The sequence below is a fragment of the Paenibacillus tritici genome (assembly GCF_018207515.1).
Classification (GTDB): domain Bacteria; phylum Bacillota; class Bacilli; order Paenibacillales; family Paenibacillaceae; genus Paenibacillus_AQ; species Paenibacillus_AQ tritici.
Window position 1 is genome coordinate 7,429,871 of sequence record NZ_CP073365.1, and the last position, 15,308, is coordinate 7,445,178.

A 15,308-nucleotide genomic window follows, 5' to 3' on the forward strand; every position below is an offset into this window, starting at 1 on the left:
ATTGATACGTATTAATAATCTTCTAAAAGTCCGCCTGATCTATGTCTGATCGGCATAACGCCACCAGGCAAGAGTACCTATGATGCCAATGCCGCCGGTGAGATACGGGAGCATACGGCTAATCGCCTCCAGATGGGAGCTCTCCTCCCCGGAAGCGCCGCTGAACAATCCGGGAATGGCCCATGGAATATATTCCACAATACCGAGCGCCCCGCCGAACTGGGCAACTACAATGGTCAGCAGGACCACGCCGAGCGGAGTCATATAACCACGGCCGATACAAGCCATCCACGCCACAGGTATGCTCAGGCAGGTCACCATTAGACTGACCTCCGCGTAACGGCCGAAGCCATGAAGGATGACCTCCAGGCTCCATCCGTCCAGGCCGACAAGCCCCGCTGTTAAGCAGCCGACGATGAACACCAGCAGCGCCAGCCCCATGCTGAGTACAGCAGCAACGAGCAGCTTGGCGGCGGCCACCCCGTATCTGGACAGCGGCAGGGCCAGCAGATCCTTGAGCGTGCGGTCGGAATATTCCCGGCCGAAGATCCAGCTGAACACGAATCCGAATCCGATGAGGCCCCCCATAGAGATCACAATACCCAGCTCCTTCAGGAGTCCCGCCATATTGATCTCACCCTCGAAGCTGCTCTGGGAGCCAATCGTTCCCGAGAAGACCAGCCCGATCATGACCGGCACCATCATACTGGCGGCAAGCGAGATCCAGAACAGCCTGGAACGGCGAAGCTTCAACACCTCTACCCCCAAGGCTGATATCCATTGATTCATCCTTTCTTCCCTCCTTCAGCCTCAATCATTCTTAGAAAATAAGCCTCCAAATCCTCTTCCTCCACCTGGATCAGCGTGGGCGGCATATCCGCATACACAAGCAGCTTGGAGATGTGGTCCGGGTTCGCGATAGCACGTTCATCCGCAAGCAGCAACGTTCCCTCTCCGGCTTCCTGCACAGCATATCCGGCCTGAATCAGTCTCTTCCGGGCACTGCCCGTGTCCCGGGTCTGCACAAGCAGGCGCTTGCGGAGCAGCTGCTGAAGCTCCTTCACATCCGCCTCCTGCAGCAGCCTGCCCTGATGCACGATACCAATCCGCGTCGTCAGCCTGGAGACCTCACCGAGAATATGGCTGGAGATAAAAATCGTTACTCCGTGCTGAAAGGCAAGCTCCCGGAGCAGCTCCCGCACCTCCACAATCCCGGCCGGATCAAGCCCGTTCGTCGGCTCATCCAGAATCAGCACCTGCGGATGATGCAGCATGGCCTTGGCGAGACCCAGCCGCTGCCCGTTGCCGAGGGAGAGCGTCCCCGCCTTGCGGTCCCGGTAAGCGGTAAGCTGAAGCTTATCCATGATGCGGTCAATGGCCTTGTGGTCAGGAATACCCCGCAGCCTGCGGATTATCTCCAGATTCTCGCGGACGGTCAGCTCAGGATAGGAGTAGGGCGTCTCGACCATGTACCCTACCTTCGCCCACAGCTTATGGCTGCCCGCATCCACCCGCTGTCCGAATACATAGGAGGACCCGGAATCAGGACGGATCATGCCCAGCAGCATGCGGATGGTTGTTGTTTTGCCGGCACCGTTCAGTCCCAGGAAGCCGTAGATTTCTCCCTGGTTCACTTCCAGCGACAGTCCGTTCACTGCCTGATTGCTGCCAAAATGCTTCGTTAATCGTTCCGTCTGAATCATTGCGGTCATAAACATCACTCCTGCTTCCGATTTAAAACTAACTAGTTGTTTATATTTTGTCCAAAAAACAGCCGCCTCTTACAGCAAAGACGGCTCCATAACGCCATGGATAATAAATTGCACGATCTGCCGGGTGGTCTGTTCTCTCATCTGCGGGGAATCGAGTGCCCCCAGCAAATGTTCAAACCGTGAAGACGACTGCAGGGTAGCTGTAGTCACATTCATAATCAGAATCGGAAACAATGCCGGGTCCAGATCCTGGCGGAGGATTCCGTTCTTCTGTGCAGCTAAGGCCAATTCATGCATTTGTGTAACATCGTCCGGACGATAGGTGATCTGATTCCATGTCTTCCAGTCTTCAGCGGCCTCCCAGAATAGAATTCTCAGGTAACTCCGATGCTCCAGGAGGAAGGACACCGTCTCCCGGGTCATAGATTCCAGGAAGCTCCTGAACGCCTCAGGGTCCGATACAAGCTTGTCATCCTTCAGCAATTCGCTGACGAACGAGCCTGTAATCTGTTCGCCAATCTGGTCAGCGCGCTTGACGACTTCTGTATATAGACCCAGTTTGTCGCCAAAATACTGATAAATCAGACTCTTATTGTACCCGGACTCCTTCGCAATGGCATCAATGCGTGCCGCTGAATAGCCAAGCTCGGCAAAGATCTTCTCGGCTGCATCGAGGATAATCCCTCTGGTCCGGGCCGCATCGTAAATTTTGGCGCTTCGTTTGCCTTCTGCCGCTGGTATGATGAACACCTCCACTTATAACTAACTGGTTAGATTTTATGATGGATTGTGGCAGAAGTCAAGTGACGAATCATTTGGGGCCCTGCCCACCCTCTGATGCTGGCGCAGGCCCTGGTGCTGGTGTTGGTGTTGGTGTTGGTGTTGGTGCTGGACCTAATGCTAATGCTAATGCTGATGCTGATGCTGGCCCTGGTGCTGTTGGCACCCTTCAGACTCCAGAAATTGGAACAAAACCATTTCACCCCTGCAACGTCCAATGTATAGAGTTAAATCTATCCATAAGGTGATGAATCCATGACAACTAGAAGAACTATGCTGCTGTCTCTGCTCGGACTGGCCCTGCTCTATCCAGCCAGTGTCCATGCAGATGCAGCCCTTGCGCCCAAGCCCATCTCCATTTATCTGGACGGACAACAGCTTCAGCCGGAAGCCCGGCCGCTGAACATCAGCGGGACCGTACTGGTTCCCATGCGGGGATTGTTTGAAGCCCAGGGAGCAGAACTCTCGTGGAACAATATCAGCAAGACGGTGAATGCCGTCAAAGGAGGCACTACATTAACCTATACATTGGGTTCGTCTACTGCCCTGCTGAACGGAAAGACGGTTGAGCTGGCTGTACCGGGGCAACTGTCTCAGGGCTACAGTATGGTTCCCCTGCGCTTCATCAGTGAAGCACTGGGCAGCCTGGTCACTTGGGAGCCGGCCTCAGGCTCTGTCCTTATCTCCTCGGCCGCCTATGATACCTCGGTCACCTGGGGGGTCAACCTGCGCAGCTCCCCGAATGCCGGGAGTGAGGCTGCCAGCCTGCGTCTGCTGCCGGCAGGCAGCAAGGTCCATGTCATCCATGAGGTCGGCGCCCTCTGGCTGGAGGTGCGGACTACGGATAACCTCACCGGATATGTGTCCTCCAAGCCGAAATTCACGGATTACAGAAGCCCTTCCCTTCTGCAGAAGCAGGGCGAGGCGCTGATTGCCACCGGCAAGCAATACCTGAATGCTCCTTATGTATTCGGCGCTTCTCCAGAGCAGACGGATACGTTCGACTGCTCCTCTTTTGTAAAGCGTGTGTATGCAGATACGCTCTCAGTGGAGCTTCCCCGTGTCTCGTATGATCAGGCGCTGGAAGGCAAGAAGGTCAGCTTGGACGAGCTGCGTACGGGAGATCTGCTATTCTTCACCGCCCGCGGCCTTGATATCGGACATGTAGCCATTTATGCCGGAAATAACCGGATTCTGCATACCTACTCCAAGGAGCTGGGTGTACATATGGAGAATTTCAGCAGCTCGTGGCAAAAGCGGTTTGTCACCGCACGCAGAATACTGTAACAAAGGTGCAACCCCGTTTTAGGGCGTTAAGCGGAAGGAACTTGCCGCAACGGGCGAGACCAACGGTGCCGTCCTTTTGAAGGGCGGCACCTTTTTCAGCGGGAAAGAGACTCTTCGCCTGCTTCTTCAGGTAGCGTCCGGTAGATTCAAGTGCAGTAGTGCTCCTCATTCCCTCCCTCGGCCCGCGTCCGGTAGATTCAAGTGCAGTAGTGCTCCTTAATTCCTCCTTCGGCCCGCATCCGGTGGATTCAAGTGCACTGGTGCCCCTTATTTCATCCTTCGGGCCATATCAGGTGGATTCAAGTGCACTAGTGCTCCTTAATTCCTCCTTCAGGCCGCATCCGGTGGATTCAGGTGCATTGGTGCTCCTTAATTCCTCCTTCGGCTAACGTCTTTCGGATCAGAGGGATTAATCCCTTTCATTTTCTCATGTCATCCACTTTTAGCAGATTGAGAGGGATTAATCCCTTTCATTTCCTCATTCCATCCACTTTTAGCAGATTGGGAGGGATTAATCCCTTTCTTCCTCCCGCGCAGCCCACATTTGGCGGAAGCTGAGGTTCGGATGCCGACTTCTGGAGGTATTATGGGGGCAGGGGATTGAAGTGGACTTATGATCCAAAGGCAAATTAGTCCTTCAGGCAAATCTGAGGCAAACAGACGGAGCTGCTCCAAATTCACACTCCACCTTTCACCTTCTTCCTTTCACCTCACACCTTCACCTTTCCTCTCCCACCTTCACCTTTCATATTCTACATTTCACCTTATTCATCTCTTAAGCGGCACCTCACTTTTCTCCTTCCGCCTGCTTTCTGACGGCCTCCCGCGTGCTCTCAATTCTATTGTGTTCGGTTCTTCGATTACATTCGGCTTACGCAGTGCTCCCAGTCCAATTGTGTTCGGTTTTTCGATTACATTTGGCCTACGCGGCGCTCCCAGTCAAATTGTATTCGGTTTAATACGAAAATAAAAGTATCGGAAAATGCGCCGCAGACTGGATTTTGACAAAAAAAGACCCACCGCCCCAAAATTACGTTTCGTTTTTTTTGAAAAAGGGGAGACTATTGGATAGGATTTAATTGCACGCTATATCCTAACTGCTGGATATATTGCACGTACCGATCCAACGGGTTTTTCTTGGACGTCTCATCGCCTAGTGAGACGTCTATTTCTTGGTATAACCTTTTCTCCCGCATCAGGGCATGGAGGATTCGAATCAACAAATGTGCGGTGGCGACGTTTGCTTTTTTATCTCCTCGTCTCTTACGTATTCGTCGAAAGAATTGGCCGATCCGGTTCGAGGAGCGAGAGTTCGCCCAAGCCGCCTGACACAAGGCCCCTTTCAGATGCTTGTTCCCTTGCATCGTTTTTGACTTTTTTCGCTTTCCAGCGCTTTCGTTGTTCCCTGGACACACCCCCGCCCATGATGCAAACTGCGCATCACTCGGGAACATTTCCGCGACATGCGGCCCCACTTCTGCAAAGATGGTCACGGCAGATGTCCGCTCAATTCCTGGAATGGAGTCAATTTGTTCAATCCTCTCCAGGTAGGGTTCTGCCTTCGCCTCGATTCGAGCTTCCAGTTCCGTGATCCGTTTCTCCAAATAGACCAAGTGGTCCCAGTGGTCTCGAATCATCTCCCGATGATGACGGCGCAACTTGCCATTGAGCGCGTCTAGTAGCTGCGGAACTTTCTTTTTTAAACGGGTTTTGACCAGGTTTTTAACGGTCACTTCGTCTACGACCTCGCCGTCCATGATCTTCTGGAGCAGGCCCCGTCCTGAAACCCCATATAGATCGGACATAAAGGTGGTTAGCTTGATGTTGGCATCCTGCAGGATTTTGTGAATGCGGTTTTTCTCCGCCGTCACCGCCTGCACCATCTTACTCCGGTAACGGGTCAAATCTCGCAAATCCCGGATGTCCTGTTCTGGCACCATACTGCCTTCAATGAGCCCGCAACGGTGCAATTGCGCTAACCAGCGCGCATCTTGCATGTCACTTTTTCGACCCGGCATATTCTTTACCCGCTGGGCGTTGGCCAAGACAAGATCACAACTGCCCTCTAAGATGTTCCATACCGGTTTCCAAAACACGCCGGTACTCTCCATCACCACTTCCCGGCAGCCGTGTTCACTCAGCCAATCTTGCAGGCCTAACAATTCTCGGGTTGTCGTCCCAAAGGTTTTCATGTGACATTGCGGTTTCTGTTCGATCGGTCCTTTTAACACGCAGGCCACAACGGTTTCCTGGTGCACGTCCAGACCGGCGCAACACATACGTACAGCATCCATTCCAATCATCCTCCATCGTCAGCTTACAAATCATGCGCTCGAGTGAGTGTAATTTAATACACGTACTTTTTGGGGGGTTACAATAGGCGATGCTCGAAAAGCGCAATAGAACGGTTTTTCGCACGGGGTGTATCCCAGTAACCGCGTCCGCCCTTTGATTTGTATATGTAGTGTTGACGACTACAGCATCTTTTAGAATGGATGCGACGGATGCCACCCACTTATTTTCATTCCTGGGGGTGACAAGGCCTCTGTCTTGTCATGCCTGTTTTTCGATTACATTCGGCTTACGCGGTGCTCCCAATCCAATTGTGTTCGGTTTTCCGTTAAAATTTGTTAAATAGATGAATAGACGACGTTCTGTTTTTAGGCGCGCTGCTCATTTTCATGCTGGAGTTGTGCCTTGAGAGACATGTTTGTTTTCGTATACATTCTATGCCCTTTGCATTGCAGCTGAATTCGGAAGCCCCAGGGGTAGTTGTTTCTTTCAGCGATCCAAATGATCCTACGGATGATTCAAGCCACCCTTATTCCCATCTTTATACACGCCTTATCCACCACAGAAGGATGTCATAATTACCCAACAAATAAAGAACCGGCCTCTGCCGCCCATGGGCAGCAAAAGCCGGTCCTTCGTACTATGCCTTGCGGACAAATTCTGATTTCAGCTTCATCGCGCCGAACCCGTCGATTTTGCAGTCGATATCATGATCGCCTTCCACCAGCCGGATGTTCTTCACCTTGGTGCCTATCTTCAGAACGGACGAGCTGCCTTTGACCTTGAGATCCTTAATCACCGTTACGGTGTCCCCGTCCGCCAAGACATTGCCGTTGGAATCCTTGATTACCTTCTGTTCCTCGCTGTTTCCTTTGTCTGCATCAAGTGACCACTCATGTGCGCATTCCGGGCATACCAGAAGACTTCCGTCCTCGTAAGTGTATACGGAGCTGCACTGCGGACAATTTGGCAATTCATTCATAATTTGATTTCTCCAATCCTGCTTTAAGCACTTGTTATAGGATGAGCCTGTTCAATCTTAGCATATTACTTGATAACGGTCTCTCTCGAGCCCCGGAGCTGCACGGAGAGAAACTGGAAAAATCTCAATGGCCGAGTAGATGCTGTACTTCGAAACCCGTAACCCATTCGCCGGCTAATCACTTATCTTCCTGACCGGGAAGCCGCTACAGTTTGAATAAAATGCGGAAGTGGTAATAATTAGCATGTAGCTTGTTCCGGTACAAATGAATCAGCGAGGAGTGAATGTCCGCATGAATGAATCTGACATGAATGAATCTGAGCAGAAGGGCCAGCTTCCCGCAGACACCGGGGAGAATATAGGACTTGCCGGTGAGGCCGTCGATGCCATCGAGAACCTGTCCGGGGTTCATCCCGGATACCGCCGCGCCCATGCCAGGGGAATCTGCTGCCGCGGCTTCTTCCGGCCGAGCGGTCTGGGAATGGAATTCACTGAAGCGGCGCATCTTCAGGAGCAGCAGGTGAATGCCATCGTCCGCTTCTCGGGCAGCTCCACCGATCCGGCAGTGGCGGATCTCCTCTCTCCCGCCAAAGGGATGGCTGTCCAGTTCATCCTGCCGGAGGGTGAGGTCACGAATCTGGTTGGAGTAACGGTACCTGTCTTTTTTGCCCGGACCCCTGAGTCCTTCATCGACATTGTTCGTACGGCACACCGGCTGCGGACCGGAACCCTTGGACCGCTGGAGCTGATGAAGGAAATTGTCAGTCATTTCACCGAGAGCAAAGAGAGCCTGCTCGCCGTGAAACGGCTGAAGCCGCCGGCCAGTTATGCGGAGAGCCAGTATTTCTGCATCCATGCTTATGTATTGGTGAACGCCGAAGGCCGGAAGCAGCCGGTGCGGTTCGAGTGGGTTCCCGAATCAGGGGTTCGGACCTTGTCAGCAGAAGCGGCAGCCCAGCAGCCGGACAACTATCTGGAGGATGAGCTGGAGCTGCGCTTCAAGGATGAGCCGGCCATCTTCCAGCTTATCGCTGTTCTCGGGGAGGAGGGCGATGCTACAGATGATCCTACCCGTACTTGGCCCGAGGACCGCCGGAGAGTCGATCTCGGGCGGCTGCATATTTCGGAGATCATTCCTGAACCGGAAGGGCTGGTGATGGACCCTGCCCGAATCACCTCCGGGATGCTCCTCTCGGATGATCCCATCCTTAGCTTCCGCAGCGCAGCCTATGCCGAATCTTATCATCGGCGGACAACAGAACGTTAACCGCCGCCCTGCCTGCCGCAGCAGCCAGGCGGAACACGATAAGCGCCCAAGGGACTTGTACGCCCTTTGGCGCTTGTGATTCAAACGATAGGCATAGCTGGTTAATGGATAGTAATCCAGTTACACAGAGAGGAGTGCAGTATGCAGCAGGCTATGATCATCATGAATCCCTCGTCCGGCAAAGCAGAGGCACGGGATTACATCAGAGCAGTGGAAGAAGTGCTGCAAGGCGCGGGTTATCAGGTTGCCGTCCATGAGACTGCGGGCGAAGGAGATGCCACAGCCTTCTGTAATCAGGCATGTTGTGAAGGGTATGATCTGGTGGTTGCCATCGGAGGAGACGGTACTCTGCACGAGACCATGAACGGGCTTGCCGGCCAGCAGCACCGTCCCAAGCTTGGGATTGTGCCTATGGGAACGGTCAATGATTTCGCCCGTGCGCTGCAGATCCCGCTTAATCCTGAAGAGGCCATCCAAACGCTGTCTTCCCCTCATACCCAAAGGGTGGATATGGGCCGGCTCAATGACCGGTTGTTCGCCAATGTGGTGGCTGCAGGCTCACTGGCCGGCTCCCTCTCCTCTGTAACAACCGAAGATAAGACCCGGCTGGGCTTCCTGGCGTATCTGAAGGAGGGCATTAAAGAGCTGGCCAGCAATACTGCGCACACCCTGACGATTACTCATGACGGAGAGGTATGGGAAGGCTCTTCCCCGCTGTTCATCGCCGCGCTCACGAATTCTGTGGGCGGCTTCGAGAAGCTCGCCCCTAACGCCGCTGTAGATGACGGGCTGCTCCACTGCTTCATCGTCAAGGACCTTCACCTGTTGAATTCGGTGACGGTCAGCATATCTCTGCTGCTCGGCAATCTGAGGAACCATAAGGATGTGATCTATTTCACCGCCAAAGAGGTGTCCGTCCGCTCCGCCGATCCGGTTCAGACGAATGTGGACGGGGAAGAAGGCCCGCTGTTGCCGATCCGCCTAAGTACCCTTCCGCGTCACATTCAGGTTGTTGTGCCGGAGGACTGAGCTATTAGGGCGATTCAGGCGCTCCAGGCTGCAGGCTGCAGAATACATGAATTCGGGAAAAGCCTCTTCCTTAGCTGATTCCGTGCAGCTCTGCGAAGTCCCCGCCAAGCGTCCATTCCAGACGCCGTACCCATTCCCGCTGCACCTCCTTAGGCGCAATCCGCAGGCGGTGCAGGATATTCCATACTCTGTACAGACTCGCCGCCTTCATCTGCTGCGGTGTGAAGGACAGCGGGGTAACGGACAGATAGCCCCGGATGAAGGCGGTATTCAGCATCCCGGATTGTCCGGGATAATGGTGCTTCGTGAACCAGCAGACCCAGGCCACATCATTGAGCGGGCTGCCCCATTCTGCCCATTCCCAGTCCAGCACATGCAGGTGACCATCTGATTCGCATAACAGATTATGTACTCCGTAATCCCCATGGGTAAGCACCCACGGAAGCTCTCCGGCCTCCGCCGCTGACAGCATCTGAAGTGATTGCCTGCCGAGAGGAGCGGGGACGAATTCTAATGTGTGGATGACCTGACTCAGCGCAGACCTGTTGCTGAGACGAATCTCCGCCCCTTGCGGCTGATAGGGCCGGGAATGAATCTGGGCCGCCAGAAGCTGCCCCATACTGCAATAGATCCGCTCTGCCCTTGTCCAGTCCCCGGCATCCAGTATGGACTGGGCGTTCCCCCCTTGCATGCAGTCCATGATGATGATCCGCATTCCGTCCATCTCTGACACCTCATGTACAGCCGGAGTATCACAGCTCCCCTGCACCAGCCTCATCACCTGAACCTCATTGAGCGTGTCGTCATTGGACAGATTTGCTATTTTGGCTACAAGCGGAGGCTCCGCTCCTGCCATCCGGTAGGTGAGATTCGTATATCCCCCTGTCAGCCGCTCCATCCGGCAGGTGTACCTTGCTTCCAGCACTCTGATGATGTTATCAATCATGATATGAAATCCCTCTCTTTTCCCTTCAGTAGACAATAAGCCAAGGATATCACATGCTCCAGTTTATTACATATTAAGGTATTCTGCACAAGGGGGAAGCACACCGGCGGCCCGGATTGTACAGCAAAGAGACCGGCAGGGATATCCGGCCGGTCTCTACGTATGGTGCCGCAAATGCCCGTGAACAGGGTCTTATCCCTGTCTCTGCTCCGGGACGTACAGCTTATGAATCAATACCATTTGACCAATATGATAGGCGTTATGTGTCGCCGCATTGCTGATGATCTCCCACCACGCAGCCTTCACCGGGAATCCGTTCACCTGCTCCTCAAGCCCTTCCTCGGACAGCAGACTCTGCCAATTCAGCAGCGTTAGCAGAAGACTCTCGCGCAGTTCACTGAATGCAGTATCTGCGGGAACCCGGAAGGTGAGGTTATTATCCTTGGCCGGAGGTACAGCATCCATCTGCCCTGCCCGGTAGCGGCTCTGCCAGGCTTCATTCCAGTACAGCAAATGCTGGGTGAGTTCAGCAATGCTGCTTACCCCCTCACCGGGCTTCCAGAAGGCTTCTTCCTCTGTAACGGTCTCCACGGCCTGCATAAAAGGAAGATGCCAGCTGGGATCATTAGCACCGGCCAGCAGTTGATTGGCAAGCACATCCTTGGCATGAACCATTCCTTCACTCTCCTCTTTTGCATTATGTTATATTGTATATTCCAAGTAAGACCTAGGCCCTCTTCCCTGCCGGGAACGGGGGGCTTCTCTACTTACTGGAAGGCTTATACTCGCTTAGCTTGCCATAATAGACCAGCTGCAGCCGGTCGCTTTGCCGGAAATCATCCGGTGTGACGAGCGCAGGCAGCTTGTTCCACAGCTTAATACCGGAGCGCTCCAGAATCTCGGCAACGAATTGCGAGCAGAAATAGGAGTTGCTGAATTCTACCGGCTCCTTCAGCGCGATGCCGATGACACCAAGGATATTGTAGAGATACTTCTGGCGGCTGCGGATGAAGACCTGGAGCACCCGCTTCATTTTCTCGACCTCGCGGTCCGTGACCTGAAGCTCGTAGATGACACAGGTCGTCTCCGGATATTTACTATAGGTGCCTGTGCGGATATCCTCCTTCACGAATCCGCCGTTCAGCGGATTGGCCGGATGCTTCCTCCCGAAGCTATATAACTCGGACAGCTCGCGGTTGAACGAGATTGAGGCATGGTTATACGGCGCTTTGGTATAGCCCTGAATGAGCTTCGTGAACAGCGTTCCCGTATTGGTGAGCATGATGTACACTGACCGGTCTGCTGACATTGCAATTTTCCCCTTATAATCTGTTTATAGGCCTTTTGTGGCAGTGATCCCATAACTCTGTGGAATCCTGCACATAATACAACATTATGCTCATGAAATGAGCTTAAATCAAAAATTGTTGTCTAAAAGACAGGATTTCGCCTTCTCCAAACGGCTTAACGGGATAATTCCTGTATTTGATGCAACCATCCTCTCGAACACCCGGTTACCAAAGATTCAGAGTTGTAGAACGTACAACATTTATGTCTGTAGTGCCTACTAAGGTCTCCATACTGCACAACGAATCAAGTGTAAGCTTCAAATTAAGCTGGACGCTCTGTCTATTTTAGCATAAAATCCCTGTATTGAAATGCCACTCCGAGACAAGTTGGTGATTGCAAGTGGACCGCTCCTTATTCACACTAGTTCTGATCTTTGCAGCTCTATCGGTTATACATGGACTGTATCTTGTGGTCAGCAGATTGCAGAAGGACAAGGATTATACCGGCATTGGCTTCCGCATCAAAACCTGGTGGGGCATGCTGTTCATCTTCTGCCTCGCTACCCTGTCCAATTCTGTCGTGTCCCTGCTGTCCCTGATGGTGCTGAGCTTCTTCGCCCTTAAGGAGTATTTCTCCATGATCCGGACCAGAAAAGCGGACCGCAGGCTGTTCCTATGGGCTTATCTGTCCATTCCGCTGCAATTCTACTGGGTCTACATTGAATGGTACGGGATGTTCATTGTCTTCATTCCAGTCTATGTGTTCCTGCTGCTGCCGCTCCCCCGGCTGATCAACAAAGGGACCCTTGGCTTCCTGCGCAGTGTCAGCGCTACCCAGTGGGGACTGATGCTGATGGTATTCGGGCTGAGTCATCTGGCTTACTTCCAATTCGCAACGCCGGAGTACGGGGCCGGTCTGGTCCTCTTCCTGGTGGTACTGACCCAGCTCAATGATGCCGTACACTATCTGGCTTCGATCTACTTCGGCAGACACAAAATCGTCCCGACCGCAAATCCCCACCTGACCTGGGAAGGATTCGTCTGCGCGTTTGTGGTGACAACAGCGGTCTCCTATCTGATCTATCCGCATCTGACACCGCTGAATCCGGTCTTCGGTTATCTCTCCGGCATGCTGGTCAGTCTCAGCGGATTCTTCGGCAGCCTGACCGTCTCCGTGCTTAAGCGGGATCTGCTGATCGGGGATGATGACAAATTCGCCGCGCTTCAAAAAAGCTACCTGAGCCGCATCGACAGCCTCACCTATACCGCACCGGTGTTCTTCCATGTGATCCGGTACTATTTCGACTTCATGTAGCCGCTGGGCATACCCGCTTGTTACCCCGAAGCGCAGCAACAGAGACTATCCGCGAGCGGATAGTCTCTGTTTGGCTGCGGGGATGCCGCTCGCCATACTGCTTATTCCGTACTTGCCCCTGCACTGGCTGGAGCCGTTGTGCCTGCATCCGCCGGCTTCGTAGTGCCTGCATCGGCAGGTCTTGTCGTGCCCGCGTCAGCCGGCGGCGTTCCTCCTTGGCCGCCCGGCCCGCCGCCGGTCCGGTTGCCTCGCCCTCCGCCGCCGGTCCGGTTGCCTCGCCCTCCGCCGCCGCCCGGTCCTCCCATACCGCTACCGCCAGTAGTCACGCCCGATTCATTAACCCAGGTTACAGCGCTGGTGATGTCAAAAGCAACAAATTCGGTGCCCCTTCTGTACGCTCCACCGGTATATAATCCGTATGCGGCTGTTCCGGTAGAACTGCCGCCGGTATAGACGGTGTATTTGCCGTCTTTGAGCTCAGGGGCGCTAACGACTACGGTCTGGAAGCTTTTCGCCGGAGTGAAGGTCAGAACAGGATTCCCGTCAGCGTCTTCCAGATGAACCATAGTTCCCGCCTGCTGCGTCTCTGTGAAGCTGATGCTTACTGAATGCTGGCTGGAGTCCCCGCCCGGAGCCTGTGCCATGCCCGAAGCGCCTGCGGCTACCAGGAAGCCGCCTGTAATGTTGAAGGTCCCGTCATAATCCAGCGCGCCGTTGCCGGAGTTCTCAGGGCCATTCACAATGACGGTACCGCCGGTCATAGTAACCGAGCCGTTGGAATCGAGGCCATCGCCTGCGGCGTCCACCGTCAGGGTGCCGCCGCTGATGGTCAGCAGGTTGCTTCCGGTGCTGCTGAATGAGTCTTGTGCTTGCGTTCCTCCAGCCGTTGCATTATTATCGTTGCCTCCGGCCACATTCACGCCGTCATCCGTCGCGACTACATGAATCTCGCCGCCGGACACGGTAATGTTAGCTCCTTCAATCCCTTCATAGCTCTTCGTAATGTTGATCGTTCCACCGGACAAGGAGGTCAAGGAATCGGCATGAATCCCGTCATCGCCTGTGGCGATCTGGAATTCTCCATCTCTGATCGAGATGTTGCCGTTGCTGTGGACCGCATCGTCTGCGGAGTCGATCGTGAAGCTTCCGCCGCCTACGGTCAGGTCACCGCCTGCCTTCAGTCCCTTCCTGCTGGCGGATTCCGTCTCCGCTGCTACAGCGGTGTCTGTTGTGTCTGGGGCTCCTGCGGTTGCCGTCTGTGCAGGTGAAGGCGAGGGTACCGCTGCGGTTGCTGTTGTTGCTGCGGTTGCTGTTGTTGCTGCGGTTGCTGTTGTTGCCGCGGTTGCTGTTATTGCCGCTGCATCCATATCCGGCGGAGTTCCCCCGGCTGCTCCCCGATCAGGGAAGTCGCCGCCAGCCGGACGCTGCCCGAAGCCGCCGCCCATTCCCGGCCCTCCCTGATCGCCGGTCTTCACTGCGGCATTCACATAGCCGCCGCCAGTCACCAGCGTATAGGTGCCGCCGTCGATGACTGCGGAGGTCTCGGCTTGAATGCCGTCATTGCCTGCGGTAATGTCAAAGGTTCCTGCTGCAATCGCGATGAAGCCTTTGTCGGCAGCTTCGTCGTTGGTCGATTTGATGCCATCGCCCACTGCATTAATGGTAATATCCCCGTCCTGAACGGCGATCAGGTCCTTACCGACAATACCGTCATCTGCTGCCTGCACTTCGATCGTGCCGGACATGATTTTGAGATCATCCTTGCCGGTGATGCCGTCGTTATAATTACCGGTTACCGTAAGCTTGCCGTTCCCGTTGATCGTCAGATCGGCCTTGCTGAAGACCGCAGCGCTCGGCTCATCCTCAGTCCCGTCTGCGAATACATAAGCGGCTCCATCCGTCACACTGTTCTCTGTGCCTTCCTGCAGAGTAAGGACCACCTTACCGGCTTCCTTGATGTAGATAGGCGCACTGTCGCTGTCCGTCAGCCGGGCGCCGTTCAGCACCAGCCTTACCGTTCCTTTGGCCTGCTCATCCACAATAATCTGGCCGTTGCTGAGTGTGCCGCTAAGCACATAAGTGCCTGCCTCCGTAATGGTGACTGAAGCTCCGTTCGCCGTGGCACCTGAACCGTCTACCGCAGCGCTCGTGCCCGCCAGAGTAATTGCCGTCGAGTCTGCTGCCGTCCAGGCGGTTACGGTATCATCCTCATCGAAATCCATAAGGTCCGCAGCCGTCACATTCGCCAGCTGCACTTCGGCAGACTTACTACTCTGATCTGCTGTGACTGATATATTCGCGTTGTTACTTGTAGAAATAGGGGCAGCGGCGTTTGCACTGCATGCCGACAGGACGGCGGCGCATAACAGCACCAGGCCTATCCGGCTGCCTGTTCTGAAGTTCTTCATC

The 15,308-nt window shown here is 54.2% G+C and carries 14 protein-coding genes; 5 read left to right on the plus strand and 9 right to left on the minus strand.

Features of this window, described 5'->3' with window-relative positions; genetic code table 11:
* Positions 1–39 precede the first annotated feature (39 nt).
* From KDC22_RS31900 to KDC22_RS31910, 3 genes are all read right to left on the minus strand, one after another.
* On the minus strand, positions 40–789 hold the full coding sequence (locus KDC22_RS31900; RefSeq protein WP_211721520.1) for an ABC transporter permease: 750 nt from the start codon (positions 787–789) through the stop codon (positions 40–42).
* Positions 786–1,712, minus strand: coding sequence for an ABC transporter ATP-binding protein (locus tag KDC22_RS31905; RefSeq protein WP_211721521.1), 927 nt, complete (start codon positions 1,710–1,712; stop codon positions 786–788). Before KDC22_RS31905 ends, KDC22_RS31900 begins: the two co-directional genes overlap by 4 nt.
* Positions 1,713–1,781: 69 nt before the next feature.
* On the minus strand, positions 1,782–2,462 hold the full coding sequence (locus KDC22_RS31910) for a TetR/AcrR family transcriptional regulator (protein WP_211721522.1): 681 nt from the start codon (positions 2,460–2,462) through the stop codon (positions 1,782–1,784).
* An 87-nt stretch (positions 2,463–2,549) separates the two neighbouring features.
* Here KDC22_RS31910 and KDC22_RS31915 point away from each other — a divergent pair, with 87 nt between their 5' ends.
* Positions 2,550–2,717 carry a hypothetical protein gene (locus tag KDC22_RS31915; protein ID WP_211721523.1) on the plus strand — a complete coding sequence of 56 codons (168 nt, stop codon included), beginning with the start codon at positions 2,550–2,552 and terminating at the stop codon, positions 2,715–2,717.
* A gap of 30 nt (positions 2,718–2,747) precedes the next feature.
* On the plus strand, positions 2,748–3,779 hold the full coding sequence (locus KDC22_RS31920; RefSeq protein WP_211721524.1) for a C40 family peptidase: 1,032 nt from the start codon (positions 2,748–2,750) through the stop codon (positions 3,777–3,779).
* Between the two features lie 1,061 nt (positions 3,780–4,840).
* Here the strand turns inward: KDC22_RS31920 and KDC22_RS31925 are convergent.
* A complete protein-coding gene (locus tag KDC22_RS31925) occupies positions 4,841–6,073 on the minus strand; it encodes an IS110 family RNA-guided transposase (protein WP_211721312.1) in 1,233 nt (410 codons plus the stop codon).
* 638 nt (positions 6,074–6,711) lie between these two features.
* Positions 6,712–7,053, minus strand: a complete 342-nt coding sequence (locus KDC22_RS31930) for a zinc ribbon domain-containing protein YjdM (protein WP_173133986.1) — start codon at positions 7,051–7,053, stop codon at positions 6,712–6,714.
* A gap of 265 nt (positions 7,054–7,318) precedes the next feature.
* On the opposite strand from KDC22_RS31930, the gene KDC22_RS31935 reads away from it, so the two are divergent.
* Both KDC22_RS31935 and KDC22_RS31940 read left to right on the plus strand, forming a co-directional pair.
* Positions 7,319–8,320 carry a catalase family peroxidase gene (locus tag KDC22_RS31935; RefSeq protein ID WP_246553156.1) on the plus strand — a complete coding sequence of 334 codons (1,002 nt, stop codon included), beginning with the start codon at positions 7,319–7,321 and terminating at the stop codon, positions 8,318–8,320.
* 141 nt (positions 8,321–8,461) lie between these two features.
* Positions 8,462–9,349 (plus strand): diacylglycerol/lipid kinase family protein, encoded by an 888-nt coding sequence (locus KDC22_RS31940; protein ID WP_211721525.1) that lies wholly within the window; start codon positions 8,462–8,464, stop codon positions 9,347–9,349.
* 70 nt (positions 9,350–9,419) lie between these two features.
* On the opposite strand, the gene KDC22_RS31945 is transcribed toward KDC22_RS31940, so the two are convergent.
* The 3 genes from KDC22_RS31945 to KDC22_RS31955 all read right to left on the minus strand — a co-directional run bounded on the left by KDC22_RS31945 (position 9,420) and on the right by KDC22_RS31955 (position 11,604).
* Positions 9,420–10,295, minus strand: coding sequence for a phosphotransferase family protein (locus tag KDC22_RS31945; protein WP_211721526.1), 876 nt, complete (start codon positions 10,293–10,295; stop codon positions 9,420–9,422).
* 192 nt (positions 10,296–10,487) lie between these two features.
* The gene (locus KDC22_RS31950) at positions 10,488–10,970 is read right to left on the minus strand and encodes a DinB family protein (protein WP_211721527.1); all 483 of its coding nucleotides are present in this window, start codon (positions 10,968–10,970) and stop codon (positions 10,488–10,490) included.
* An 88-nt stretch (positions 10,971–11,058) separates the two neighbouring features.
* Positions 11,059–11,604 carry a C40 family peptidase gene (locus KDC22_RS31955; RefSeq protein ID WP_173134016.1) on the minus strand — a complete coding sequence of 182 codons (546 nt, stop codon included), beginning with the start codon at positions 11,602–11,604 and terminating at the stop codon, positions 11,059–11,061.
* Between the two features lie 380 nt (positions 11,605–11,984).
* On the opposite strand from KDC22_RS31955, the gene KDC22_RS31960 reads away from it, so the two are divergent.
* Complete coding sequence (locus tag KDC22_RS31960) at positions 11,985–12,899, plus strand: phosphatidate cytidylyltransferase (RefSeq protein WP_211721528.1); 915 nt, start codon at positions 11,985–11,987, stop codon at positions 12,897–12,899.
* Positions 12,900–13,000: 101 nt separating this feature from the next.
* On the opposite strand, the gene KDC22_RS31965 is transcribed toward KDC22_RS31960, so the two are convergent.
* A complete protein-coding gene (locus KDC22_RS31965; protein ID WP_211721529.1) occupies positions 13,001–15,307 on the minus strand; it encodes a carbohydrate-binding domain-containing protein in 2,307 nt (768 codons plus the stop codon).
* Position 15,308: the final 1 nt, after the last annotated feature.